Raw genomic sequence first — 25,975 nt, 5'->3', positions numbered from 1 at the left:
ACATCTCCTGGTGGGTTTATCTACCCTGGATTACGCAAATCATTGGTGGTTTGTGCCGTCAGTAGACCTTTTCGTTACTGGCAACACTCTGGCAGTCGAAATCCGGTACCGGTTTGTCCGGAAATGCCACCTGACTGATACGCCGCCCCTCATCATGGGCAAGCTGAGCCTGATCACACTGCTGCTGTTGGCGGTACAACTCACTTAGGTTGGAGTAAGGGGAAATCAGTTTGGCATAGTCCGGGCCGAAATGGCGCCGGTAGAGTTCAATGGCCTGCTCCACCTGTTCAATCGCTGCCGTAATGTCGCCTTTCTTTTTAAACACCATGGCATAAGTGTTATGCAGGGTGGCAATGTTGGAATAGCGATCGGGGAAAAGCTCCCGCATTTGGGTCAGACTCTCCCTGACCAGTTCCTCAGCACGAGCGGTATTGCCGGTAATATTGTACAGGATCGCCATGTTGCTCTGGATAACCAGGGTGCCGAAAGCACGCTGCTGCCCCATCTTATGGGACAGGGCCAGGCTCTGTTCGAAAGCGGCGCTGGCTTGTTCGTAACGGCCCAGGTTGATCAGGATCCCACCAAGCAGATTATTGATATCCCGGCCTGACAGGTCATCTCCGCTGTGCTCGACAAGAATCGTCCTGGCCTGTTCAGCACTGGTCAACGCCTGCTCGTAATTCCCCTGCTTGCGGTTCACCTCGGCGTCCAGTTTGTATAACTGGTAGTTCAGGGGGAACGACAATGTCAGCGATTGTTCCAGGAGGACCTTGTCGAGGAGCTGTCGGCTTGCCAGATAATCCCCAAGATCAAACATGGCCTCGGCATATTCCAGCAGGATACGGGCATCACCAGGGCTCTCGCTGCTTAGCCAGTGCGTCACTCCGGTATGTTTCTCCAGGGTTTGCCTGGCCTGGTCAAACTGCTGCACCCGCCCCTGGGCATTGGCAACGATAACTGCCAGCCTGGTGCGTACATCCTCAGTCATGTCCTTGGCGGCATCCAGCCGCTGCCCCGCATACCCGACCAGATCGGCCATGGTGGGCTGGGCGGCGTCTTCCAGGCCAACCTCCATCTTCAGCAGCACGTCGGTAAGAAAGCTGGCTACCTCTTCGGCTTTTCTGGCCTGCAGTTCAGTCCGTTGTTGTTCCACCTGCAACTGGTAGAGATGATTCGCCAGCCCCCCTGTCATCAGGACGAGAAAGAGCAGGGACAAGGCCACCACCTGCCGGTGACGCTGCAGGTATTTGCGCAGACGATAGGTCCACAGATGATGCGACAGGGAGATAGGCCTGCCTTCGAGCCAGTCACGCAGATCCTGACTGAGGGCATCGGTGGTCAGATACCGCTGCTCCTGACGCTTCTCAATGGCTTTAAGGGTAATTTTATCCAGATCCGTATCCAGGGTAGTGCCCAGTTCCCTTGTCGACACATCCCGACGCAGGGCAATGCGTTGCCGGCCCAGTCGCGAAGGAAAACGCCTGAAACGTAGAGAAGGGGGCGGCGGATCGCTGTTGAGGATGGCCTGATACAGCTCGGCCATATTGCCTTCACTGGCGTTAAACGCAGGGGCCCCGGCCAGCAACAGATAAAGCACATGCCCGAGTTGATAGATATCAGTGGTCACCGATACCCGCTGATTACACAGTTGCTCCGGTGCCGCATACTGGGGGGTGAATACTAAAGTGTTGTCACCTTGCTCGTCACTGACATCATCGATTAATTTGCCAATACCAAAGTCCAGCAACTTGATATAACCGTCATCGGTAACCAGAATATTGGACGGCTTCAAATCGCGATGGATAACCAGTCTGGAGTGGGCAAATTTAAGGATATCCAGCACCTCAACAATCATCTGCACACGCTTAGCCACCGATAAACGCTTACGGTCGCAAAAACGACGGATATTAGTGCCTTCGATATATTCCATCACAATGTAGGAGCAGCCATTAGCAGCCCGGCCGGCATCGATAAAAGTGGCAATGCCAGGGTGGGACAAGCTGGCCAGCAGCTGTTTCTCGCGTTCAAACAGCTGTTGTTGCAGGGGGCTCAGGGTAGTGGGCGCCAGCAGCTTGACCACCACCTGCTGGCGTACATGGCCATCATCTTTCACCGCCAGATAGACCCAGGACTGATGAGACACGGCGAGGACTTCTTCCAGCCGGAACTCACCCACCAGGGAGCCCAGCAATTGCTCGGCAGCGCCCCACCCCCCTTGCTGGAAAGGCTGACTGATATCGCCACCGCCGGTTAACAACAGATTGTTTTGCCCTGGTTTCACGGTTCTCTCCTGGTGTCTTAGCTCAGTATTACTCCCTTGCAGACAGGAAGACACTTATTTGTACTGGTTGTGTCCGTCGTCAATCCAAATCGAAAAATGTGCCAATTGCCACATAGCTATTTGATCTAAGATAATTTTTAGAAAAACCAATTCATTGTGATAGGGGTGTTTTAAGTCCTTTGCGAGCAGGCTGTTGATAAGCCCTGGCTGAGGAGGCTGTCGAAGTCGTCAGTCCAGCGTCGCCACAGGCTATTCTCGAAGGATGGGTTAAAGGCAGAGAAATGACCAATCCTGGGCACAGAAAGCTCATCAGGTGTCAGAACGTGGCTTTGCAGGCAGCGCTGTGGAAACCACTGCCAGAGTGCTTTGGCGGCATCTGGTGGAGCAAAGTCATCGTCGCTGAACGCATAGGCGATAATCGGAACTTCCGTATTAAGCAATTGGTCAGTCACCGAGTGCTGGTAACCCTTCAGGTAGTGTGGGTGCCGCCCCCATTTCGCCCATTCGCTGGCGACTCCGGCGGGTAAGCGTCCCTTAAACAAAAGGGTGGACGGCGTATAGCTTCCCAGCCGACTGATAAAGGGCAAATACAGATGCCAGAAGAACCAGAGTTTTAATCGTCCCAGGCCCTGCCAATGCCGCCAGTAACCGGACTGGCTGGCCACCATGACGACTCCCCGCGCGCTGCCAAGGGCATCAGCGACACACAGGGCCTGGCCGCCAAATGAATGAGCAAATATCAAGGGGGCCTGGCCGTCCAGACTCTGCAGGTAATGGAAGCCCGCCACTGCATCCATTTTCGCCCAGGCGCTCAGACTTGCCTGACTGGGTTTGAGATCTGCCAGAAAGGACTGACCGATACCCCGGTAATCCAGAGTGAGAACCTGATAGCCCCGGTGTGCCAGATATCGGGCGAAGGGACGGTAGAGCGGCTGACTAATCCCTACCCCGGGCAGCAATAGCACTGAGGCTTTGGCCGCTTGCGCCGGGCTAAACAGAGTGCCTTGCACTACCACCCCGTCTTCGCACTTCAGTTGCACCTGTCTGGGTTCAATCATCATTTCCACCATCGCTTGAGCTTAATATAAAAAAGTCTCGGCAAGGGCCTGCACATGCCGGCAGTCAGTACCACAACAACCGCCGAACACCTTAAGATTGGGCAGACGCTGGGCAAAAACCTGATGCAGGAGAGCAAATTCCTGTGGATTTCCTTCATCTAACACTTCGGCTTCATCCAGTTCTGCGTGACTGAGCACCGAAGCGTTGGATCGGACCCCGCCAATACGATCCAGCCAGGCGCCACCGCGGATAACCGGTTGCAGATAGTGACTGGGATGGGCGCAATTAACCATAAAGTGCAGGCAGGCGCCATGGGTCACCTTGTCGGTTTCTTCAATGGCTTCCTGCAGGGACATGCCGGATGGCAAGCGCCCGTCTGTTTCCACGGTGAAGGCGATCACCACCGGAATATCCTGTTTGACGGCGGCGTTGATGATCCCGATCGCTTCCTGAGGATAATTGATAGTCACGGCGGTGACCAGATCGGCCCCAGCCCTCTTGAAAGCCTTGATCTGGTCACTATGATATTCTTCCGCCTCCCGGACCGACATGATCTTTCCAGATACATAACCATCGCCCCTGGGTCCGATATTGCCGCTGATCAGAATGGGAAAGCCCGGTTTTTCGTACTCCTTGGCCAGTTCCCGGAAAATACCCACCGCTTCAATATTGAACCTGTCTGTCTGCTCTTCGTCGTAACCAAGCTTTCTGGCCCAATCCCGGTTGGCACGCCAGGTGGGTGTTTCCAGCACAAAACCGCATTCTCTGCCCTGGTAGAGTTCCAGATATTCCCGGTAATACTTGTAAAGCTGTTCGCGCCCCTGGGGGGTTTCCAGCAAGATAAAGGACGCAAAGCAGGGAAGTTCACACTGCTCGTGAAAGATCAGGGTGGTTTCCAGTCCACCATCTGTCAGATACATCAGATTGTTTGCAAAGACTGATTGATTCGCCGGCATGGCACGCTCCGTATAATTGAGATTTCAGTGGCTAACAGGGGACGGTGTCTCTGCCATCAGGTCACTACCCCGTCTGTCTGTTTCGTCACTAGCTATACGCAAAGGGAGCCTCAGTTGTGCCAACTCTCCACCGCCCACCAGGCTGCTATCGCTAAGCCTAAGGGAAATAGAGCTTATGCTGCTGGATTTTGCAGGAAACCTGGCCATCCTTACTACCTGCGCCTGGGGAGCCAAGGGCAATGTGCCCAGCTGGCACAACGCCCCAGCGAAGTAAACAGGCACCTTACCCAGCTCATTTTTTCGCTGAACGAAGCTGCGTGATTCTGGCCGTTTATTTGCTGGCTTTACGTATACAGGATTTAAAGAGTTTGCCTTGACTTTAATCTGCAGGACTATTGCCAATGACCCTTATCCCCCGACTACTGATTCTTCTGTTTTTCATACATACCGGCATGGTCCAGGCCAATACCGATAAAGCCCAGGTGCTGTTCATGGGCAGCTTTCATTTTGCCAACCCTGGCGCCGATATGGTCAAGACAGACCAAATCGATGTGATGAGCAGCGCCAGTCAGCAATACCTGCAAGCACTGGCAGCAAGAATCGCCGATTTTCAGCCCACTCCCGTGTTGCTTGAATATGCGCCACAGGACGATGAGCGCATCAATGCACAATACCAGGCGTATCTGGCCGGCCACTTCACCCTGCCGGCCAATGAGATCTATCAGCTGGGCTTTCGTATCGCCATGGCCGCCAATCTCAAGCGGGTAGAAGGATTCGACGAAAGGCAGATACAGTGGGCGGCTAAGCCCCTGTTTGAGCTGATGGCAGCCCACTACCCAAAAGAGCAGGTCATCTTTCAGCAAAAAATCGCCGAGATCACCAGCCTTCTGGCCAGGGAGCATGCCAGCATGACGCTGCAGGCCCTGCTACAGATCCACAACAATGCAGAGCGGGATCGCCTGAACAAGGCACTGTATCTGAGCACCAATCATCTGGGCGCCGGCGAAAATTTTGAGGGCGCAGACGCGGCTGCTAGCTGGTGGCACCGTAACTTTCGTATGTACGCCAATATCCAGCGTCATGCTATACCCGGCAGCCGGGTGTTTGCCCTGGGAGGTCAGGGACATATTGCCATTCTTCGTGATTTGCTGGCGTTGGATGATCAAAGGCGTGAGGTGAGCATACAGGAGTACCTGTAATTGGCACGCCAATACCAGATACTGTCTGCGTTACCGGCACAATTTAATCTGTTAATCCGTATATATACCTGATGCGGGCAAGCTTTTGGCCCGCACATGTTTAACGGAGCAGCAACCCGATGAAAAAACTTCTGTTTGGCCTGATTTTGGCCAACCTACCCTTGATGGCCCAGGCCAGTGTGGATTCCGACTTTAAGCCCGACGCCATGCAACGCTTCGCCATCTACACAGGTGACGGATACTACAAACAGGCTTATCGTTGGGTATTCAACCCGGATGGTACGGGTGAGCCTGTCACTATCTTTATCAATCACGGCTCAGGCGGCGAATGGTACGATGAAATTGACAGCAGTTTTGGTCCCTGTGGACCGGATCATGTCAACGCCGAGGGGGATTTCGACGGCACCCCTTATGCCGGACTCTGTGAGATCGGCGACAATGGCGAGCGCCTGTATCTGGCCGATTTCCGTGATCAGCACGTTCCGGTAGGCAGCAAGCTGGAAAGTTTTATGCTGAAGAAGATTGTCGGCAGCAGCAGGTTTGCCGCCTGGTACTGGCAGGATGCCTTCAGCCAGTTCGACTCGCCGGTCAATGTGTTTATGGTGGGCCGTTACAACATTTCCACTTCCCCTGCCCATTTTGACAACGCCCTTTACTGGCTGAACCGTACCGATGAAGACAGTGTGAGCCGCGACACCCTGCCACCCTACAACTTTGAGGGCTATGGCGTCTCGGACATTGACGGCGATGACAGGCCCATGCACGCCGCCCCGGATATCAGCGCCTTCGACAATATGTACCTGTACAAAGCCGTCAGGGAGCAGTTCCCTGACGTGTCATTGGACAACCTGGTTATAGAAGGGCGCTCCAACGGCGGCTCGGCCATGGTGGCCCTGGCTGCCGACTACCATATCTGGCCAGAGCATATACGTGACTTCTGGGCCAGAAACCTTGAACCGGTGATCGTCGAGCCCATCCCAGAGCCAGAGCCGGAACCGACTCTGACCCTGGCGGATGTGATGGCCGATCCGCAGCTTACCGAGGCCTTCGAACAGATGCTGTCGCAACTGCATGCCTCCGATGTCCGCGCCAGACTGGACGCGGGTCAAGCCCTGCAACTATATGCCGCTGGCACCCAGATCCTGCCGTCCCCAGCCTCTTTGCCCGACACCCAACCATTGCCCAATGAAAACGGCCTGTTTGATCCCGCTCAGTTCCCTGCTCAGCTCAACAGTCTGCTTGGAGGCGACTTCTATCAGGATGTGAAACTGGTACACAGCCTGTATCCTGGCTGTCGGCTGGATGGCTACATGGAAAAGGACGAGTCGCTGGCACCCGGCCAGGTGGACGGCATGGGTAATAATGCTATCGGCTACCAGGTGGCCCTGAAGAGCCTGTTCAGTTTCGCCAGCCAGGACTCGCTCTATACAAGCTGGTGTGATGAACGTATCGCCCAGGCAAGCCAGGTTTCCATGGCGGCGCCGCTGGCGGGTAAAGAAAGCATGATTGACGAGGTAGTCTTCGATCCGGCCAAGCATGGCTTTGACTACGATGCGGTGTATCGCAATCTGAGTAAGTTCTCCAGCACTGACCAGGCCCGCGCCGCCGAGGCCCGACGCGCCATTGAGCGTGCTATCAACCAGCTCTACCTGGAGATGGGGATAGAAGCCAGCTACCAGTTACCACCAGATCTGGATTGATAAACGATAATTACCCGAGCCTGGCCCCAAGCCAGGCTTCACTTGTGCAAATAATCCGACATCTGCCCCTATCTACTAAGGGAGAGCCTGAACTGCAGGACGAGGCTGGCAGGCGCTGCTCGACTTGATTCAAAAGTAAGTATCGATGATGTTGGCTACATTTCGTCACAATTAAACCGGTTTTCCCTGTATATGTTCAACTCTGTCTCTGTTACCTTAGGCGCCCTTTTGTCCTTTGCTTATGGCAATGGACAGTAACCTGCCATATGTTTGTTGCGCCTGTGGGCGTCAGTCTGTGGCCTGATTGAATCCTAATGGAAGGAAAAACCATGACTCTGCGCACACTGACGATTGCGGCCGCTATTGCATTGCTTGGGGGCTGCGCCAGCACCAGTCAACATGCCAATCTTGAACATTTATCAGAAACGGAACGCAACAAGGTACTGAATCAGTGCGCTGATACACCTGAAGGAGATGAGCGTCAGGCCTGTATCGCTCGCCATGCACCCAAAGCATCAGAGGAAGGTCAAACCTGCGAACGGGTTAAAGTAACCGGCTCACGCTTTGGCGCCAGGGTCTGTACCCCCACGAGCCAAGCTCAGGACTAAATGCAGAGCCTTTTAGGCTCTGCCCATTAAGCTGAGATGCGGCATCTTTTCCCCCTGAGGGCTGGCAACGGGCCCGGATACCAGCGATTTCCTCCGGCGAGATACTAAGGGTTCCAGAAACTCCTGATGAGCCCCTGGTTCCACCTGCTCAAACTGGCTAGGTCGTTCGTACCTGACACCCGCCTGATCGCTCAACCTGATGCTCCAGCAGCGACGGTTGCAACAGGTCTTCTATCTCGTCATACAACAACCTCACACGCGATATCCGGCAGACTCGCACCAGGTTAGCAATGGTCAGCATCAGGCTTTCCGCTTACTCCACGGGCGGCCTTCACTCCACAGCCAATAGACGAGTCAATGGCATTGTGCGGCTTTTTGTGGGAAAAATGATGGCAGTGGGTCTGTGAGCAGACTTGCCTTACCCACCGGACATGCGCCCCTGCTGATAACGTGGCAGTCCGTCGTCTGTTAGCAGCCAGGAAAGGGCCTCCTGCACATGAATATGAAATTGTGGCGGCGCCATCTCAGGCTTGTCCAGTGTGCCGGTGTTGATGTCTATGGTGACAGGTGCCAAGGCCCGGTGGCAGATTTGCGTACCACAACTGGCGCAGTATTCGCGCTGTCCCCGTGATGAGGAAAGATACACAGCAGGTTGTCCCTGGCTATAGCTGAATCCTTCCACAGCAAAGGAGGCAAAGGCCAGCACCGGGGCGCCGGTTGTCCGGCGGCAGATATTGCAATGGCAATAACCGGCCTCCACCAGTTCTCCTGTTACCACATAACGCAACCTGCCACAGTGGCAGCCGCCGGTGAGTGACATCATGATTTTGACTCCCCACTCTTGGCAATTTTTGAACATAAATCGGTCAGTATTTGCCTGGGTGCAGTAGCGGAACGAGAAACCTGTTTACTGATTCAGAGACTATCGCCAAACTCACCGATACAGTTCTCCGTCAACGTCAGGTTTTCGCACAAAGCATCCAGATCAGCATACAGCGCCGCGAACTGTCTACGAAATGCGCCATAAGCCTCCACACTGTCCCACCGATCAATCGTCAGATACCGCAGAGGCGACTGCCGGTCCTGCAACAAGAGGGTTTCCCGGAACCCCTGCGCCTGTAGGAACAGCGCCACCCAACTGCCACCGTTATTGTAATGGCGAAGGAATTCGGCTTCACTGCCAGGCTTAATCTCAAACTCCCAAATACAAGTGTAGCCTGCCATACTTTTTCTCCTGCTTTGGTTGTGGGTAATTTGGTGCTGAGGATCTCTGCGGCAAAACAAGATGAGATCGACCTTCCTTCGATGTTCAGGCCAACCAGAATCTGTGCACGAACAACCCAGACGCCTCACCCCTTTACAAATAGACACAGGATGCCTTGGCGGCAGGCCCCTGATAATACAGTTGCAGGTCCGCTGGTCAGAACCAGCGGGTCCAGCTCTTCCTGGCCGCCCGTTTCTGCTCAAACCAACGACAGGCGGGCCACATACCGAGGATCAACAGTGCTGTACACAGATAGACCAGCGGCAGGCTCACTCCCAACCCCTGGGGGAGGAAAAACGGAAAGGTCATGCTGGGCAGGGGGTCTTCCAGTTGCAGCCAGGCCAGCAGGGTCACGCTCAGGCGCAGTACCACCCAATGACAAAGGTAGAAAAACAGCGACGCCCGGCCAAACATCATCAGCAGGCGTTGCAAAGGGCCATTGCTTTGCGATGCCAGGACCAGCAATAGAAAGCCGATTGACAGGGTCAGCAGCAGGTAATGCAGGGAGGGTGGATATTTTTCCACCGACAGTAACCGCATCATCCAGTCCGGACTGGCCAGGCTGAGTGACTGGCTGTGTCTGTCACCGTAAAGACCGAACCAGCGCAGCAGCAGGAACAGGCCCAGCCCGGCACCTGAGGCCAGCAGCAGATAACGCTCGCGGTTAGCCATTGGTCCGGCGTACATGGGTGACATGACAAAGCCCAGCAACATCACCCCAATCCAAGGCAACACTGGATAGTAGAAGACAATGCTGAAAATCCCCACCGGCACTGAGGCGTAGCCGTGCAGCGCGTACCAAACCGGATCGTTATCACCGCTGGACACCGGCCAGATAGGGTCGAGAAGATTGTGCAGGCCGATTATCGACAAAGCCGCTACCCACAGCACAGATCTGGGCAAACGCAGGGCCAAGGCCAGCACTATCATGGCCACGCCAATGGCACCCAGTACCTGGAAGTACAGGGGAATGCCGCTGCCGAACTCGGGCAGGGAAGTAGCGCCGGCATTCCACAGGGTGGAAATCAATACGAAGTCCAGCACAACCAGCCAGATTCCCCGCTTGAACAGGTAGGTCTGCACCTCTTCTGCAGAGCGACGGGTCAGCATCAATCCGGCACTCATGCCGGCCAGCAGCACGAACAGCGGCGCGCACAGATGGGTAATGACCCGGCTGAAAAACAACCAGCCATTGGTTTGCTCGATATCCATGGGATCGAAGCGCACATCGGTCAGAAAGAACCGCACATGATCCAGCGCCATGAGCAGAATGACAATACCCCGCACCTGGTCGATAGCATTGATACGATAATTAAGATTTTCAGTCTTGGGCATGGAAGCACTCTCAATTGAATTAACTCGGGTGCGGTCATACAGGAACAAGACCTGTGATTGCCGCTGATGTTACAAAGCCAATAACGGGTTGTGCTGACCCAATGTGACAGGAACCACGGGAATATTTTGAAGGGCAGCCATGGGACGACCACCCCACCCTGTCCACCCAGATAGGAGGTCTCAAAGCCATAGCTCGCAGATGATCCAGCCTGTGCAACAACTCATATCGCTACTTGATCCGATGTGGACCTCGGTGGCAGGCAGACCGAAAAAGAAATTACCCCTGGCACAGTCCACTCAGGTTTTGCGTGTTCTTAAAGGCCTAACAACAAAAACAAGAATAAAGATGGATCAGATAATTGCGGCCAATACCAGGCCTGAGCTGCTTCGCTGTGAACAACTTGAGGCTCAGGCCCTGCGGGCAATGCATGAGGTGGCCAGCCCTTCCATACGGGCCAGGTTGGGTCTGGAGCTTATCGATCATGATGGCTGTCTGGTATCCATTGCCGGCAAGTTGCCGTCGACTGCCGTTCTGATAAACCGGGCATTGATGGGCAATGGCAGCGCCGGAGCCCTGTCACTGACGGAAGTTCAATTGCTGTATCATGCCCGCGGAGTAAATCGGTATTTCCTGCACCAGAATCTGCGTCACCCGCCTGTCCCTGAAGATGCCCTGAGTGCGCGAGCCCTGCGACGCCAACGTGGCTGGCAGAAGTTTGAACATGATCTGCATAGTATTCACCCCGCGAGCAGTGAATTGCGGGTAAGACGCCTGAATCCGCAGAACATCTGGGATTTTGGTCTGATTGTTGGCCGCACATTCGCATTAGGAGAGGAAGCCGTGCCTTGGCTCAGCGAGCTGGTCTGGCATCCCAACTGGTATATTTTTATGAGCTACGAAGGCCATATCCCGGCGGGCGTGGCGGCGCTGTTCGTGGAAGGCAAATATGGATGGCTGGATTTTGCCGCTACCCGCCCTGAGATGCGCCGGCTTGGCAGTCAGCAGGTACTGCTGGCACATCGCCTGAACTTTGCCCGGACATTGGGCTGCACCCAGCTGTTCAGTTGCACGGGAGAGGCATTACCGGACTTTCCCCAGCAATCCTACAGAAATTTACTCAGGGCAGGGTTCAAAGAAACCTATCTGCGCGAGAACTATGCGCCACAGAACTGTTAGCCTGGAATATCCACCCATTGCTGTTTCAAAGCCACTTCCCGTAAATATTTACCTGCAGGTTTTTGAATTCGGTGCGTCTGGAAAACTCAAAGCCCAGCCGCTCCACCACCTTAATCGAGCTGGTATTGGAAGGTTCGATAATGGCGGAGAGCCTCCTGATATTGAATGCCTCAGAGCAAAAGCCCATTAAGCCGGTGACGGCCTCGGTGGCGAATCCCCGGCCCTGACACTGGCTGCCTAATCGGTAATTGACGTGGACCAGCTCTTCGTCGTCAACCTGGTGCCGGTTCAGGCCACAAAGGCCGATTAGCTGTTGTGTGCCGGTAACAAAGATGGCCCAGTGACCGAATTCCTGCTCAGAATATTGGCGCAGGCAACGCTGAACAAAGGCTTTCATCTGTTCAGGCTTCTGTGCACCGGTCGCGGTGTATCGCATGGTGAACGCATCTGACAATATGGGTGCTAACTGACTAAGGTCGCTGCCTGTTATTTCCCTGATGGTCAGCCTGCTTGTGGTAAAAAGTGCCAATGATAGCCTCCTGAGATCAGGGTCAGGCCAAGAATACTAAACCCTGAGCTTGGATCGTTGACCAGGTCCGGTCAGCAACCTCTCTTATGCGTCAGCACCACCTGATTCCTGCCTCGCAGTTTGGCTGGGCCACGCCCACACTAACGGTCAGATTGATACCGCTGACAGGGGCATAACTGCTGCTGTACAGGACCATCTGACAGAACCTTCCGACAACCTTCAACCGGGAGAGGGCTATTGCCACTCCTGCGCTATTTCCACCACTGCCGGTAAGATGGACAGGAACAACAGTCCCCCCATCATGCGGTTGAACAATCGTTGCTTACTGGTTTCGTTGATGAAGCTTTGCATAGAACGACCGAACAGCACCCAAGCCAGATTACACGGCGCTCCGACTATGAAGAAAGTAGCCGTAATCAGCACCAGTTGCAGCCAGTAGTGGTCACCAGCGCTGGTAAAGGTTGCCACGGCACCGGTGACCATAATCCAGGCTTTACCGTTGACCCACTGAAACAGCACGGCCTGCATGGCTGTCATAGGCCGGTCGGCAGCATCGTCCAACTGGCCTCGGCTGGCAGTAGCGATCCTGAATGCCAGGTAAGCCATATAACCGATGCCGACAAACTTGATCAACTGATAAGCCAGCGGAAATTGTTCGAACAGTACACCTCCGCCAAGACCGACCAACACCAGCATCAGAGCGAAGCCGGACACCACCCCAAACAGATGCGGTAAGGTTCGCTGCACACCGTAATTGGCGCCGGATGACATCAGCATGATGTTATTGGGACCTGGCGTGATGCTGGTCGAGAAGGCGAATACGCACAGGGCGATGATCATTTCCATGCTCAGTCCTTTGCCTTAACGGCTGTGAAGCCAGGCCGGCAGCAGGCTGTAAGGATCAAAACCCGCGTCCGGTACTTTCAGTTGCCGTTCCAGCAAGTGAGCAAGCTGGCCGCTCTTGTATGCTTCGAAGGTTTCGGTGCAACCGCCTATCAGATTCCCCCTGGCCAGCACTACGGGCAGGGTGGCAATACCGAAATCCGCCGTCAGAACCTTACGTATCTCGCCCCCCAGGTTGTCCTGCTGATAGGCCACACTGTCCAGATCCACCGAGCGAAACGCGATGCCCAATTTGTCTAACAGCTTGCGTACCGACCAGCAGAATTCGCACCACTCCAGGGCGAACATCACAACCTCGTTGCCGCTGATCTCGGTTTGTACCAGGTCTCGAATGGCCGGATCCGGCTCAAACACCGCTAAGGTGGCTGCTGGTGAACCTTTGCTGTCAAAACGGTAATTGGCGGTGAACTTGCTGATGGCCTGTTCGTCCGCATCCATCTCCGCCTGGATATCAGCGAATAAGGGCGTCGACAGATAACGCTCGCCGGTGTCAGCCAGCAGGCAAAGGATATTGCTGCCGGCAGGGACCTTTTGCGCCAACGCCAGCGCGCCAGACAACGCTGCACCGGAGGAAATACCCACAAAGATGCCTTCTTGTTGTGCCAGCATCCGCGTTGTATTCAACGCCTTGTTACCTTCGATCCCGTAAATCTGATCGATCAGCCCATCAGACATAACAGGTTCAATCAGGGGGGGCACAAAATCCGGCGCCCAGCCCTGCATCAGGTGAGGGCGGAAAAGCGGATGACTGCCAATGGCTTTTCCCTGTTCATCCCTGGGTTGCAACCGTGCGTTAGCCAGCACCGGCGAATTGTCGGGTTCGCAGGCGATGATGCGGGTGCGGGGCGACTGGTCCTTCAGTACCCGCGCTACTCCGGCCAGGGTACCGGACGTACCGAAACCGGCGACAAAATAGTCCAGTCCGAGCTCCTTAAAATCCTGCAGTATCTCCACCGCAGTGGTCCGTTCGTGAATCTGGCTGTTAACGGGGTTTTCAAACTGTTTTGGCTGCCACCAGCCATGCTGCCTGGCCAGTTCTTCGGCTTTCCTGATCATGCCTGTGCCTTTCTCGGAGGCGGGCGTCAGCACGACTTTCGCACCCAGAAAGCGCATCAGTTTGCGTCGCTCGATACTGAAACTCTCCGCCATCACGATGACAAGCGGATAACCTTTTTGCGCACAAACCATCGCCAGGCCAATGCCGGTATTACCGCTGGTGGCCTCAACAATGGTTTGACCCGGCCTGAGCTCGCCGGTATTTTCCGCCTCTTCGATCACGGCCCTGGCCATACGATCCTTGACAGATCCAGAGGGATTGAAGGACTCCAGTTTTACGTAGACATTGACGTCTTGCGGCGCCATGCGTTGCAACTTGATAACCGGCGTGTTGCCTATGGTGTCGAGGACATTCTGATAGAGCACGGGGGTATTCCTTGGCGACGATGATACCCTGTTAACGCGCTCTGGCTGTAAAAAGTGCCAACGACTTTCAGTTTATTTGGTGGGCGCTCAGAGATCCTGTTTGTTGCTCTGAGCCTGACTGGCAAGGCTTTGCAACATCTGGCTTATCTCTTCCACATAGGGGTGGTGCTCGCCGGGCACTATCACCAATGCATTGTAACTCTCACGCAGGTAATCTGCCGCTCGCACCGGATCTCCCAACAACCAATAGCTTTTGCCCAGGTGTCTTTTTATGTTGGAGATCAAAGGATGGCCTTCCTCATAGACTTTGCGCCGTAATGACAGAGCCTGGGTAAGCCAGGAAACGGCTGTCTTATTTTCACCTTCCGCCAGGGCCAACAGACCAAGATTAACGAACAGCCCTGCATAACGTGGGTGCTCGTCAGGCAGAGTCTGTGCATATCCCTGCTCCACTTTACTAAGCATGAGCCGGGCTTCATCAAGGTGACCCAGGCCTATTTTTGCCCCGGCTGAGCGGGACAGATCACCAAGGGTAAATCTATGCTCATCGCCTAGAAGTTTACGGTTCAAACTGTAAGCCTGGTGAAATCGTTCATAAGCGTTGGCAAAATCATTAAGTTCATAATGGATATATCCACTCAAACCCAGCAATTTTGCCTTCACTGTCGTGTCTGGATACAGGTTTTGCTGGATCTGCTGCAACATATTACTCACCAGATTGCGCGCCGCAGCAAACTTTCCCTGTTGCGCCAGTAAATAGCCGTAATCCACAACCAGCTCCGCTGTTTCCAGATTGCCTGCGCCATAGCGTTGCAAAAAGAACTCATACACCTGCTGGTAATGCGGCTCCGCTTCATCAAAGCGGGCATTGTAATGATAGGCAAACGCCATTTGATAGAGCAGTTGATGCTTCAGTTCCTCATCCTGTTGCGTCCGACTTTCAAACACCCTTTTCGCCTGTTCAACCAATATGACGGCCTTGTCATACTGGCCCTGAGCTATTTTTATCAACGAGTGGGCCAGATATGAGCTGACAAGCTGTGACGCGGGTTCATTTCCAGGCTCGTCGCTCAGCAGGGAGATGGAATCGATAATATGACTTTCTGCCTGGACGAAATCCCCGACAAAGCTGTAACCATTGGCCAGATTGCGCAGAATTTTGGCCTTTACCAGAACATCTTCAGTGCCCAGGCTCTTATACTGTTGCAGTGCTGCCTCAAGCTGCTGGATACCCGTTTCTTTGAGGCCGATAGAAATATAGATGTTGCCCAATATGGACATCAGCTCTGTCTGGGCGCTTTGGCTGCGATTGCCCTGTTGGGCCAGAAAAGCTTCGGCTTTAGCCAACAATTCTTCCGTCGACTCTGGATGTTTGGCAATTGTATCGACTCCGACTGTCTCAACGACACTGATCAGAAAACGCGACAGCTCATTAGCGCGGCTACGCTCAAGGATAAGTTGTTGGTTATAAGTTTGCAGTGCATTGATATACCACCCTGTCGTTGTGGCTATTCCTCCCACAACCATACTTGCAGCAAATACCGCACTTTTATTCCGGACCAGCCACTTCCTGGTGCGATAACCGACACCGGATTTGGGAAAGGCTCTGACAGGATACTGGTTCAGAAATGCCTGTAGATCGGCACTCAGGGATTCCACTGATGGGTAGCGAGCTGCCGCCTCTTGAGACAGACAACGATCAATGATCCATAAAAGTTCTGAATTCAGATATCGAATAATTTGTCTTGGCGTCTGTCCGGTACGAATGGCGCAACGTCTCCATTGCTTCATCCCCAAATCAGAGAATAACTGTTTGCGCAATGACTTGGTTTCACCATCACGGATCTTTTTCAAACCAACACTTTTACTGTCTATGGCCAGCACGGCTTCCAAAAGCATGATGCCCAATTGCCATATATCCACCGACACACTGCTTTTCTCACCGCGCAATTGTTCAGGACTGGCATATCTTGGGGTGTAACCAATCAATGGTTGATGCCGGGTATCACCGCTTTCCCTGTTGAGCAGGCTGGCAATACCAAAGTCCAGCAGCTTCACCTGCCCGTCGGGGGTTACCAGAATATTGGAGGGCTTTAAATCCTGATGTACGCATAGGTTTGTATGGGCATAGGCCACTGCATCCAACACCTGCAGGAACAAGACCAACCGCTGTTTAACCGAGGCTTTCTTATTATTAAGATACTGGTGCAATGGCTGGCCATCTACATACTCCATCACCATATAAGGTGAGCCATTCGCACTGATCCCAGCATTGATAATTTGAGCGATATTGGGATGGCTGAGTCGGGCCAGGATAGACCATTCATTACGAAAGGCCTCGGCATGAAACAAGGTCAGTTGCGGATGTAAGATTTTCAGGACTGCGGTCTGTTCATACAAGCCGTCATTGCGGCTGGCCAGAAATACCCTTGACAGGTTTGTCTCTGAGATCAGTTTCTCTGCGCGATAAGCACCATAAACATCACCCACCCGGGCAACCTCAATCTCCGGATCATCCTCCTTCCCGAGCAGGGAAACACCCCCTCCGGTTATCAACTCACTGTTCATGGGCAGCTGTATTTTAGAATTCTGATTTATCTTAGTCTTATTGGCAGGAACTGACCATAACAGCCAGAACAGGCAGGATTTGAGGGAATGCTGTCAAAGGGAACGTCCGTCGCTAAGGGTACAGAGGTTACTTGCTATACTCCCATATAGGCTCCACATGATCCATCTGTGCGTGAAATCCAGTGATCTTTTGCTCTCTGCGACCAACAGGGCACCTCATGAGTTGTATTGGGCCCTGCCGGCAAGCCGGCAGGACCCAACAAACAGAGAAAGAAGCACGCCGAAGCGGCCCCAAACGCTATTAGTGATAACTGTTAGTCCAATTGAGGTCATTGTCGCTGATATTCAGCTGTTCAATGCCCTGGGGGATCGGTAACTGACGTGAGACACCCTCGTCATCAGAAACACTGATTTGGCTGAACCGCCCCTGGTTGTCCAGTTGTACCGTCCAGGTTTGACCCTCTGTGGACAGTTGAATCTGCCCATCCACTCTGCTGACGTCCAGTTCTGCGTCCTGGACACCCGAGGCTTTCACCAGATGCAACAGGTGATCGTTGCGGCTCTCGATCATCAGGCGCCGGGCATTGTCCAGGTGTTCCCGCTGCTCATCCACCTGGCGGCTGTCAAACTGGCCTGGTACCAGGGTATGCAGCCTGGTTTGGATATGGCGGTTACTGCTTTGGTGGACATCATCCTGCTGGCTGACATCCTGCTGGAAGTGGGTGATAAAGGACAACTGTACCTCTTCAGTCTGCCGCTCCACCCGATCGGAAATCAGCAGTACCTCCAGCTCACGGATAAACAGGAAATGCCGTTTCACGCTGCCGGCCTTATCGCTATCGTAGGCGTCACTCAAATCCACCGTGGCGAAAAAGTACTCCGGCTCACTGGTAATATCGGTCACATGGCCTCCGCCGGCAAAGCGCGGCCCCTGGCCGTCCACCAGCAGGGTATTGTGGGCCAGCGGATGGTTAACATTCACCGAGCCCTCGCCGCCAAATCCCGGAATCTGCCCGTTATTGGAGCCATACCCGCGGGCCGGCGACTCGCGACTGGCCCATACGCCGTCTTTCCAAAGCTGCCAGTTGCCGGAATCCTGGTGTTCATGCCCGACCATAGGCGGAGATACCAGTTGCAGGTTGAGCACTGTGGCATCGTCCTCCCAACTGCTGCGCACATAGGCGTAGGCCAGTTCACCATCAATAAAGTAATCCAGCGGCAGATCAGCCGGGCTGCGGGGCTCGCCGCCGTCATCCAACGCCCTCAACGTCACCGGCGCCATAGCATCCAATCCGGTACGCGCCAGCAGATGGCGGCTGTAGCCTTCCAGGTTGGTCTCGTTCCAGCGGCTCAATACGTAGGTCAGGAACCGGCTGATACCGCCGTTCAAGAAGTTGTTGCCGTTCCAGAAACCGCCGGCGTCTCCGTAGGGGAACCAACTCCAACCCGGTTCACCGGACGTGGGATTGTCCCAGGTCTGTTTTGGCAAGGAAGCATACTGCAGCCACCAGGCAGCGTTGCGATACCAGTAAGTTTCCTGGTTCAGGTCGCGGCCCAGATTCTTCAGGCTCTCCTGCAGGGATATCTTGTAGTACAACATGGTCGGACCGTAGTTGACCCCTTCTGCGGCAATTCCGGATGGCGATTTCTGATTAAAATGAGGCAAGCCGATTTCATCCCAGCGCTCACCCAGTGAGCGGCGCAAGAACATTTCGGCCCGATCACTTTCGTGGAAGTTAGCGATGCCCCACATGGCGGCATTGCGAAAATAGCCCCAGAAGTAGTTGTTCTCGGCAAAACGCGGTTCGGCGGCACCCCAGAAGAAGTCCAGGTAATAGGCGAAAGCCTCGTCCATCTGGCTGCGGATTTGTTCACGCTGGGATTCGGTCATCACCTCATACAACCAGTCATAGACCAGAATAACACTGTCGCCATGCCAGCGGCATTCATCACAATGGCCGCCAATCTGGTTGTAGATGCTTTGTGCGGCGTTCAGGGCACCCTGAATGGCTACCTGGGCATATCTGTCCTCCCCCGTCAGCAGGTATTTGAAGGCATTACCCACAGGATCGAACGAGCTGTACACCGGATTGGTGGTATTGCGAGGCTCGAAGCTGTTGCTGGCATACCAGCTCTGGGCCTGCTGCAGGCTCTGTTGGTTAAACAACAAACGGGGCCTGGTCTGAGGGATATTGGCAGTCCAGCTCAGGTCGGTGTCGATGTCGCGCCAGTCACGCTCTCCACCGCTGCCGTCATCATTGCCATCGTCATTGTCGCCATCCCCGTCACCAGGAGGGGGCTCAGGATCGTCGCCCGGCATTTCAGGATCCTCGCCAAAACTGGCCGCGGTGGTAAAGCGCCAGGCACCAGATGGGATTTCACTGACATTCCAGGGCTCGGCATTGACCCTGGCGAACAGATGATCGGCCTGAATTTCATAGTCGGTATCGGCCTGCAGGCTGACCTGCAACTGATAGTTGTCAGTTCCCTCCTGAGCGTCGCCGGATTCGGGATTAAAGGTCGCCACCAGTTCTCCTCTGCTCAGATCGAACAGACGGATACTGGAGGCATCTGTGTAGCCATAGTGGCTGTTGGCGACAAAATGGATGGTCGGCAGGGTATTGAGCGCGACTGCTGTGGCACCGGGCGCCGGCATCAAGCTGACAATGCCGCCAATGTCCACCTCAGCGGCAGGCGTTTCATTGGGTTCTTCTGCGGGAGGCTGAGGAGCCGGTTCAGGTTCAGGCATTCCGCCGGCAATACTGAATTGCCAGTTGCCCGCTTCAATGCCACTGATGTTCCAGGGTGAGCCGTTAATTCGTGCAAACAAGTGGCCGGCACGGACCTCATATTGATGGCCCGCTTGCAGCAAGCCATCCGGCAGGTTCAGCTTAAATGAACTCTGGCCCTGCTGGGCATCGCCGGGCTCAGGGTCGAAACTCTGTACCAGGTGCCCTTTAGTCAGATCCCATAGTTCTATCTGGCCGTCCGTATAGGAAAAATGACTGCTGGCAGTAAAGAAGATCTCCGGCGTCACCTCAACATTGACGTCACTGGACGAGGGCGCTGGATAAACCCCAGAGATACCGGCAACAGGATGCGGCAAGGCCGACGGGCCGTCCTGAGCCAGGACGGACCCAAGCGTCAGGGTCCCTGCGGCCAGCAGGACCCACCTGAACCGGTCGGTGCTGAAACGTTTTATCATGGTTATTCCTCGCAATGCGTTGAATTTGGCGCGTGCGCCAAGTGGCAACAGCGCCACATTAAGCTGTTCGGAATTCACTGCGATATTGCGCCAGCAAACAGGTATGCGAATCTATACCAGGGTATACAGGGATTGTTTAACCGGCTGTGGGAGACAGAGATTGTCCGTCCCACCTTGTGCCATGCGGCGAAGATCAGTAGCGCTTACCGGAGGATTCCGGCAAGCGTATTGGCAAGGATTTAAGATCAGACCATCCTGGCTTCGAGCACCATATTGGTATCCGTTTGAGCCACCCGCCTGATGCTGGTAAAGCCGGCTTCGGTAAGTACCTGCGTCAGGCGCTTTTCGCCAGCCTGGGCACCCAGCGCCAGACCCACTTCCTGAGCCTTGGAGGCAGGGGTACAGATCAAGGTGGAAGCCGAATAGAATATCTGGCCGAGCAAATGCAGGTTGTCGGTCAGTTTATCGCCGGCCAGCGGCTCCACCAGCATCAGGCTGCCGCCTTCCACCAGCCTTGAGCGCAGATGCCTGGCCACGCCAACGGGATCCCCCATGTCATGTAAGGCATCGAACAGACAGATAAGATCGAAGTCTCCTTCCTGAATGTCGGTGGCTTTGGCGGTGACAAACTGCCAGTTTGGGTGGTCCAGTTGCTTGTCGGCTTTTTCCGCTGCCGCAGCAATGGATTCTGCGTGGAAGTCGTATCCTACAAAGTGACTGCTTTTGAACGCCTCGGCCATAAGGATAGTGGACGATCCATGGCCGCAACCCACATCCGCCACTCTGGCGCCTCGTTGCAGTTTCTCTGTCATACCATCCAGTGCAGGCAGCCAGTCGGTGATCAGATTGGCCTCATAGCCTGGACGGAAGAAACGATCCGTGCCGCAGAAACAACAGCTGTGGTGCTCTCCCCAGGGCCTGCCAGCACCGGAAACAAAGATCTCAAGAGCTTTGTCATGGGTGGCGTACTGAGCAACCAGGCATTGAAACAGTCCCTGCATACAGGCGGGATGCCCTTCCTGTGCCAGCACGATGCTTTTGTGCGGCAACATGGAGAAACACTCACTGGCTTCATCATATTCCACGTAACCTGCCGCAGCCTGAGCACTCAGCCATTCCAGCAGATAACGGCCATCCACACCGGCTTTATCTGCCAGGGCCTGGCAACTCATGGGCCCATGTTCTGTCAGGGTGCGGTAGATGCCGCTCTGATCGCCAAGATAAGACAGTAAAACCGCATAGGCACCGCCTATATCCGCCATTACCTTGCCGGCAAATTCCTGCACTTGTTCGATTGTTACGTTCTGGTCACTCATAACTTTCCTCTGATTGGATAAATTCAGCCCGATGCAGAGCCCGGTGGGGTGCCTGCACCTGTTCAGGGCGCAATCAGTTATCGAAAAGCGGGAAGGGGATGTGCCAGAGAATTACCCCCTTAGCAGGGGCGCAGGGACAAGTACTTGTTGAGCCACATAAAAAAGACCGGGTCAGACAATGCCGGACCCGGCCAAACAACAAGTTGAAGGAAAGAGCAGACAGCCCCTGCTACCCTTTCCCACTTATTACAGAACGCAGCTTACTGGTGAAATGTGCCAGTCCTTGCCAAGCGATAGTTGCACCAAGCAAGAGGGTTGACACCACCAACGTCCCGATGGGGGGCCCGGCCCTGCGCTTAACCCTGAAAATCCCCCCTTAATCGCAACAGAAAAAAAACCTCCAGGCAGTTATCGGAAGATAGCCGCCACTTGTCGAACAGGACTTCAAGCCTGTTACAAACAACACAAAATAACTTCTTTAACATCATATAGATAAGTACTGGTAAATTTACTTAAACGGCTTGTTACAGATGGTCATCAGCGGTTAACAGCATTCGGAGCAACAAAGTGCACACTTAACTCAGGCAATCCGCCTGAATACCAAGAGGGATTTACTTATGTTTCGTATCAAAACCATTGCCATTGCCGGTTTACTTTGTCTGCCCTTAACCGCATTGGCTAAGACCACTTACGTGGCTGCCGACGACTCCAAGGCCACACAACTTTGCCTCAGTGTAGCAATGGACTCGCAGGTTTCTTTTCTGATTAAGCAGAAGGGCTCAGGTTACAAGATGCGCTACCTCGCCAATAACCTGCATTGTAATGATCAGTTGGTTGGCGATTTTGCCCAACAGACAGGTAACAATAGGGTGGCTCGGCTTTTACAGCGACTGGAAATCCAAAAGGGCCATACTGAAATCAAAGATGTGGCCAGCCAGAGTCAGGGCAAACAGGAGCAGGACTTGGTGGTAATGGTACGGGGTCGGTAAATCGGCCCTTATCCAGGGTGACCAGGGAACAGGGCATTTTGTCACTTACCCCGAATCAGGGGCGGGGTAAGCATTTTTTAGCTGGTGCCAGCCATCAGATCGGCAAAACGTTGTTTAACCAGTGGCAGGAAAGCCCTCAGCAGGTCTTGTCGCTCAGGGGCATACGCGGCATAGAGAGGTCTGAACAGCCCTTCCCTGGCCAGCGTTTTTACCACCAGCAACTGCTGGCGATCGAAATCCCTGACCAGCCAGTCAGGTACCGCCGCCACTCCCAGCCCAGCCGCGACCATCTGCAGCATCACCGAACTGTTGGCCACCGTCTTCACCGAGCCGGGCTGACACCTGGCGGGCTGCAAAAAGCGCCGGAAAATATCCAGCTTGGCCAGGGGCACCGGATAGGTGAGCAACTTCTTGTCGCGCAGATCTTCAGGCTGGATAAACGGCCTTTGCGCCAGGCTGTCCTGAGGCGCCATCACCAGTACCAGTTCAAACTCCCCGATGGCCTCATAACTGAGACGGTCGGCGGCTATTCTGTCATCGGTAAATAACAGGTCCAGCGACTGCCGTTCCAGCTCACCGATACCGTCAAACAGGTTTTCACCGATTAAGTCCAGATTCACTTCCTGTTGCTGACCATTGAACTGGGCAATGGCCGGCAACAGCCACTGAAAGCAGGCGTGGCACTCTATGCCGATTTTCAGTTCCCTGACGCTCCCCTGGTGCTGTCTGAGCTCCTGTTCCACTGCGCGGATTCTGGGTATCACCTCCCTGGCCAGATTCAGCAGGCTAGTTCCCTGGGAAGTGAACTGCAGCGGGTCTGTCTTGCGTTCGAACAGCCTGGTACCGATGCGATTCTCCAGCTCCCGCAACTGATGAGACAGGGCTGACTGGCTGACAAACAGCAGATCCGCCGCTTGGGCTAGGCTGCCGGCCCGCTCCAGCGCCAGCAGGGTTTTCAGGTGTTTGACTTCCAGCACAGAGATCCTTGTTTTGTCGTTATCCCGGCCAAGATGAATTTCCTTCAATTGAAAGTTGAAAATCTTGCGCTTGAGGCGTGCACCGTTGCCGGCCAGTATAAACATCCAAACATCCAGACGTCTACAAGGAATCAAATCTATGCGACTCCATAACCTCGGATTTCCCCGCATTGGCACGCACCGCCAGCTAAAGTTCGCCCTCGAAGCTTACTGGCAGGGCGACTCAGATGAGAAAGCCCTGCTGTCCACCGCCAGGCAATTGCGTGAGGACAATTGGCGGCTTCAACAAGAAGCCGGTATCGAACTGCTGCCGGCGGGCGACTTTGCCCATTATGATCATGTACTGGCCACCAGCCTGATGCTGGGTATCGTGCCAAGCCGTTTTGTTCAAAGTGGCCAAAGCCGACTGGATCTGGAGTTCCAGGTAGCCCGTGGTCAGTCCGCCGGGGGGTGCTGTGGGCAGGCCAGCGATATGACCAAATGGTTCAACACCAACTATCACTATCTGGTGCCTGAGTTTGAACCTCAGCTTGCCATTAAGGTTGACTGTTCGCCCCTGCTCGCACAGATTGAGGAAGCCAGAGCCCTGGGACATGAGGTTAAACCTGTGCTGCTCGGCCCCCTCACCTACCTTTACCTTGGCACTTACACCGGGAACAAACTGGAACTGCTGCCGCAGTTGCTGGCGGGCTATCAGCAGATATTCGACGCGTTAAACCGGGACAGAGTGAACTGGTTGCAGATTGACGAACCCATCCTGGGACTGGAACTGGACGAAGGCTGGAAAAAGGCGTTTCGCAGCGCCTACAGTCAGCTCAGACAAGGCCAGCTCAAGCTGCTGCTGACCAGCTATTTTGCCAGCGTCGACCATCATCTCGACCTTATCGCCTCATTGCCCCTGCACGGGGTACACCTGGATTGTGTGGCCGAGCCGACCGATATCCAGTTAGCCATCGATATACTGCCCAGGCACTGGGTGGTCTCCCTGGGGGTCATCGATGGGCGCAATATCTGGAAAACGGACCTGGAGGCCCTGTACCAGAAACTTGAGCCCATCTATGCACAACTGAACGGCCGCACCTGGCTGGCCCCCAGTTGCTCACTGCTCCACAGCCCGGTGGATCTGGAACTGGAGTCCGATCTCGATACAACTATCAGACCCTGGCTGGCCTTCGCCAGACAAAAGTGCCAGGAACTTGCCCTGCTCAAACAAGCCCTGCTGAGCGGCGATACGCGGGCCATCGAAGATTACTCAGCGCCAGTCAGGGACAGACTGCAATCCAGTCAGGCGGTGAATCCCACTGTGCGTGACCGTCTGCAAAACCTGCAGAGTTTTACCCGCTCGGAGCCGTTTGACGTGCGTAAATCCCGACAACAGTCTCTGGGTCTGCCCCTGCTGCCCACCACCAGCATCGGTTCTTTTCCGCAAACCGGCGATATCCGCCATATCCGGGCGCAATACAAACGGGGGGAGATCAGCCGGGACCAATACACCAGGCTGATGCAGCAGGAAATTGAAAGCTGCATCCGTAAACAGGAATCCATCGGTCTGGATGTGTTAGTGCACGGCGAACCGGAGCGCAACGATATGGTGGAATACTTCGCCGACTACCTGGAGGGGGTCGCCACCAGTCGTTTCGGCTGGGTACAGAGTTATGGCTCACGCTGTGTCAAGCCGCCAATCATCTATGGCGATATTCAGCGCAAGGAGCCTATGACCGCCCACTGGCTGAGTTTTGCCCAGAGCCTGACCGATAAACCGGTGAAGGGCATGTTGACCGGGCCCGTGACCATTTTATGCTGGAGTTTTGTGCGTGATGACTTAAGCCGCGACCAGGTGGCCAGCCAGATTGCCCTGGCGGTCGGCGACGAAGTCCAGGATCTGATTGCAGCCAGTATCCACATCATCCAGATCGATGAACCGGCCATTCGTGAAGGCCTGCCGCTCAAGCGGAGTCAATGGGGTGCCTATCTGGATTGGGCAGTGACCGCCTTCCGTTTGTCCTGTGCCAGCGCTCCTTCTGAGGTGCAGATCCACAGCCATATGTGTTATTCGGAGTTTAAGGATATTCTCGACGCCATTATCGCCCTGGACGCCGATGTACTGACGGTGGAAACATCAAGGTCCAATATGACGTTATTGGACGACTTCCGGGACAACGCCTATCCCAATGATATCGGGCCCGGCGTGTACGATATCCATTCGCCTAATGTACCTGACCAGGAAGGGATCAAGCGACTCTTGACGAAAGCCCTCCAGGTTATTCCGGCCGAGCGCCTCTGGATTAATCCTGACTGCGGCCTGAAGACCCGAACCTGGCCCGAAACCGAGGCGGCCCTGAAAAATATGGTGGCTTCCGCCAGAACCCTGCGGGCTGAGTTGGTGGCACAGCAAGAGGAGGCCATGTAAGTCAGCAGGTAGCAGCGCAGAGGCCGCCAAGACGCAAAGAAGACTGTCTCCTTGTTATTGCGCCCTCTGTGCAACAC

The 25,975-nt window shown here is 54.5% G+C and carries 20 protein-coding genes; 6 read left to right on the top strand and 14 right to left on the bottom strand.

The window, feature by feature from the left end:
• Positions 1-58: 58 nt before the first annotated feature.
• The 3 genes from J0A66_RS09300 to J0A66_RS09290 all read right to left on the bottom strand — a co-directional run bounded on the left by J0A66_RS09300 (position 59) and on the right by J0A66_RS09290 (position 4,296).
• Positions 59-2,281 carry a protein kinase domain-containing protein gene (locus J0A66_RS09300; RefSeq protein ID WP_206573523.1) on the bottom strand — a complete coding sequence of 741 codons (2,223 nt, stop codon included), beginning with the start codon at positions 2,279-2,281 and terminating at the stop codon, positions 59-61.
• A gap of 170 nt (positions 2,282-2,451) precedes the next feature.
• Positions 2,452-3,339: an alpha/beta hydrolase family protein gene (locus J0A66_RS09295; protein WP_206573522.1), complete on the bottom strand. Its 888-nt coding sequence runs from the start codon at positions 3,337-3,339 to the stop codon at positions 2,452-2,454.
• A gap of 21 nt (positions 3,340-3,360) precedes the next feature.
• Positions 3,361-4,296: a homocysteine S-methyltransferase family protein gene (locus J0A66_RS09290; RefSeq protein ID WP_206573521.1), complete on the bottom strand. Its 936-nt coding sequence runs from the start codon at positions 4,294-4,296 to the stop codon at positions 3,361-3,363.
• Between the two features lie 401 nt (positions 4,297-4,697).
• Between J0A66_RS09290 and J0A66_RS09285 the strand changes: the two genes are divergently transcribed.
• From J0A66_RS09285 to J0A66_RS09275, 3 genes are all read left to right on the top strand, one after another.
• Complete coding sequence (locus tag J0A66_RS09285) at positions 4,698-5,495, top strand: DUF5694 domain-containing protein (protein ID WP_206573520.1); 798 nt, start codon at positions 4,698-4,700, stop codon at positions 5,493-5,495.
• Between the two features lie 119 nt (positions 5,496-5,614).
• Complete coding sequence (locus tag J0A66_RS09280) at positions 5,615-7,195, top strand: hypothetical protein (RefSeq protein ID WP_206573519.1); 1,581 nt, start codon at positions 5,615-5,617, stop codon at positions 7,193-7,195.
• Between the two features lie 329 nt (positions 7,196-7,524).
• Positions 7,525-7,803, top strand: a complete 279-nt coding sequence (locus tag J0A66_RS09275) for a hypothetical protein (protein ID WP_206573518.1) — start codon at positions 7,525-7,527, stop codon at positions 7,801-7,803.
• A 157-nt stretch (positions 7,804-7,960) separates the two neighbouring features.
• Here the strand turns inward: J0A66_RS09275 and J0A66_RS09270 are convergent, their stop codons facing one another.
• From J0A66_RS09270 to J0A66_RS09255, 4 genes are all read right to left on the bottom strand, one after another.
• A complete protein-coding gene (locus J0A66_RS09270) occupies positions 7,961-8,104 on the bottom strand; it encodes a hypothetical protein (RefSeq protein ID WP_206573517.1) in 144 nt (47 codons plus the stop codon).
• Positions 8,105-8,221: 117 nt separating this feature from the next.
• A complete protein-coding gene (locus J0A66_RS09265) occupies positions 8,222-8,626 on the bottom strand; it encodes a GFA family protein (RefSeq protein ID WP_206573516.1) in 405 nt (134 codons plus the stop codon).
• Between the two features lie 92 nt (positions 8,627-8,718).
• Positions 8,719-9,027 (bottom strand): antibiotic biosynthesis monooxygenase family protein, encoded by a 309-nt coding sequence (locus J0A66_RS09260; protein ID WP_206573515.1) that lies wholly within the window; start codon positions 9,025-9,027, stop codon positions 8,719-8,721.
• 196 nt (positions 9,028-9,223) lie between these two features.
• Positions 9,224-10,402, bottom strand: coding sequence for an acetyltransferase domain-containing protein (locus tag J0A66_RS09255; RefSeq protein ID WP_206573514.1), 1,179 nt, complete (start codon positions 10,400-10,402; stop codon positions 9,224-9,226).
• Between the two features lie 346 nt (positions 10,403-10,748).
• Between J0A66_RS09255 and J0A66_RS09250 the strand changes: the two genes are divergently transcribed.
• Positions 10,749-11,579 carry a GNAT family N-acetyltransferase gene (locus J0A66_RS09250; protein WP_206573513.1) on the top strand — a complete coding sequence of 277 codons (831 nt, stop codon included), beginning with the start codon at positions 10,749-10,751 and terminating at the stop codon, positions 11,577-11,579.
• A 25-nt stretch (positions 11,580-11,604) separates the two neighbouring features.
• Here the strand turns inward: J0A66_RS09250 and J0A66_RS09245 are convergent, their stop codons facing one another.
• The 6 genes from J0A66_RS09245 to J0A66_RS09220 all read right to left on the bottom strand — a co-directional run bounded on the left by J0A66_RS09245 (position 11,605) and on the right by J0A66_RS09220 (position 21,522).
• A complete protein-coding gene (locus J0A66_RS09245) occupies positions 11,605-12,108 on the bottom strand; it encodes a GNAT family N-acetyltransferase (protein ID WP_206573512.1) in 504 nt (167 codons plus the stop codon).
• A gap of 234 nt (positions 12,109-12,342) precedes the next feature.
• The gene (locus J0A66_RS09240; protein ID WP_206573511.1) at positions 12,343-12,954 is read right to left on the bottom strand and encodes a LysE family translocator; all 612 of its coding nucleotides are present in this window, start codon (positions 12,952-12,954) and stop codon (positions 12,343-12,345) included.
• Positions 12,955-12,969: 15 nt separating this feature from the next.
• Positions 12,970-14,433, bottom strand: coding sequence for a cysteine synthase A (cysK, locus tag J0A66_RS23695; protein WP_206573510.1), 1,464 nt, complete (start codon positions 14,431-14,433; stop codon positions 12,970-12,972).
• Positions 14,434-14,520: 87 nt separating this feature from the next.
• Entirely contained in the window at positions 14,521-17,001 is a 2,481-nt protein-coding gene (locus J0A66_RS09230; RefSeq protein ID WP_206573509.1) for a serine/threonine-protein kinase, read from the bottom strand.
• A gap of 301 nt (positions 17,002-17,302) precedes the next feature.
• A complete protein-coding gene (locus J0A66_RS09225) occupies positions 17,303-20,206 on the bottom strand; it encodes a heparinase II/III domain-containing protein (protein ID WP_206573508.1) in 2,904 nt (967 codons plus the stop codon).
• A gap of 245 nt (positions 20,207-20,451) precedes the next feature.
• Positions 20,452-21,522: a class I SAM-dependent methyltransferase gene (locus J0A66_RS09220; RefSeq protein ID WP_206573507.1), complete on the bottom strand. Its 1,071-nt coding sequence runs from the start codon at positions 21,520-21,522 to the stop codon at positions 20,452-20,454.
• Between the two features lie 617 nt (positions 21,523-22,139).
• Here J0A66_RS09220 and J0A66_RS09215 point away from each other — a divergent pair.
• The gene (locus J0A66_RS09215; RefSeq protein WP_206573506.1) at positions 22,140-22,511 is read left to right on the top strand and encodes a DUF3718 domain-containing protein; all 372 of its coding nucleotides are present in this window, start codon (positions 22,140-22,142) and stop codon (positions 22,509-22,511) included.
• 77 nt (positions 22,512-22,588) lie between these two features.
• On the opposite strand, the gene J0A66_RS09210 is transcribed toward J0A66_RS09215, so the two are convergent.
• The gene (locus J0A66_RS09210; protein ID WP_206573505.1) at positions 22,589-23,593 is read right to left on the bottom strand and encodes a LysR substrate-binding domain-containing protein; all 1,005 of its coding nucleotides are present in this window, start codon (positions 23,591-23,593) and stop codon (positions 22,589-22,591) included.
• Between the two features lie 34 nt (positions 23,594-23,627).
• On the opposite strand from J0A66_RS09210, the gene metE reads away from it, so the two are divergent.
• On the top strand, positions 23,628-25,898 hold the full coding sequence (gene metE, locus J0A66_RS09205; protein ID WP_206573504.1) for a 5-methyltetrahydropteroyltriglutamate--homocysteine S-methyltransferase: 2,271 nt from the start codon (positions 23,628-23,630) through the stop codon (positions 25,896-25,898).
• Positions 25,899-25,975 lie beyond the last annotated feature (77 nt).

Source organism: Bowmanella dokdonensis (assembly GCF_017254865.1).
GTDB lineage: Bacteria > Pseudomonadota > Gammaproteobacteria > Enterobacterales > Alteromonadaceae > Bowmanella > Bowmanella dokdonensis.
This window is presented reverse-complemented; position numbering and strand designations above follow the sequence as displayed.

Bases quoted from the DNA above. Each gene is read 5' to 3' on its own strand.
- J0A66_RS09295 (WP_206573522.1), bottom strand. From the start codon at position 3,339: ATGATTGAACCCAGACAGGTGCAACTGAAGTGCGAAGACGGGGTGGTA.
- J0A66_RS09290 (WP_206573521.1), bottom strand. From the start codon at position 4,296: ATGCCGGCGAATCAATCAGTCTTTGCAAACAATCTGATGTATCTGACA.
- J0A66_RS09285 (WP_206573520.1), top strand. From the start codon at position 4,698: ATGACCCTTATCCCCCGACTACTGATTCTTCTGTTTTTCATACATACC.
- J0A66_RS09280 (WP_206573519.1), top strand. From the start codon at position 5,615: ATGAAAAAACTTCTGTTTGGCCTGATTTTGGCCAACCTACCCTTGATG.
- J0A66_RS09275 (WP_206573518.1), top strand. From the start codon at position 7,525: ATGACTCTGCGCACACTGACGATTGCGGCCGCTATTGCATTGCTTGGG.
- J0A66_RS09270 (WP_206573517.1), bottom strand. From the start codon at position 8,104: ATGCTGACCATTGCTAACCTGGTGCGAGTCTGCCGGATATCGCGTGTG.
- J0A66_RS09265 (WP_206573516.1), bottom strand. From the start codon at position 8,626: ATGATGTCACTCACCGGCGGCTGCCACTGTGGCAGGTTGCGTTATGTG.
- J0A66_RS09260 (WP_206573515.1), bottom strand. From the start codon at position 9,027: ATGGCAGGCTACACTTGTATTTGGGAGTTTGAGATTAAGCCTGGCAGT.
- J0A66_RS09255 (WP_206573514.1), bottom strand. From the start codon at position 10,402: ATGCCCAAGACTGAAAATCTTAATTATCGTATCAATGCTATCGACCAG.
- J0A66_RS09250 (WP_206573513.1), top strand. From the start codon at position 10,749: ATGGATCAGATAATTGCGGCCAATACCAGGCCTGAGCTGCTTCGCTGT.
- J0A66_RS09240 (WP_206573511.1), bottom strand. From the start codon at position 12,954: ATGGAAATGATCATCGCCCTGTGCGTATTCGCCTTCTCGACCAGCATC.
- J0A66_RS09230 (WP_206573509.1), bottom strand. From the start codon at position 17,001: ATGAACAGTGAGTTGATAACCGGAGGGGGTGTTTCCCTGCTCGGGAAG.
- J0A66_RS09225 (WP_206573508.1), bottom strand. From the start codon at position 20,206: ATGATAAAACGTTTCAGCACCGACCGGTTCAGGTGGGTCCTGCTGGCC.
- J0A66_RS09220 (WP_206573507.1), bottom strand. From the start codon at position 21,522: ATGAGTGACCAGAACGTAACAATCGAACAAGTGCAGGAATTTGCCGGC.
- J0A66_RS09215 (WP_206573506.1), top strand. From the start codon at position 22,140: ATGTTTCGTATCAAAACCATTGCCATTGCCGGTTTACTTTGTCTGCCC.
- J0A66_RS09210 (WP_206573505.1), bottom strand. From the start codon at position 23,593: ATGTTTATACTGGCCGGCAACGGTGCACGCCTCAAGCGCAAGATTTTC.
- metE (WP_206573504.1), top strand. From the start codon at position 23,628: ATGCGACTCCATAACCTCGGATTTCCCCGCATTGGCACGCACCGCCAG.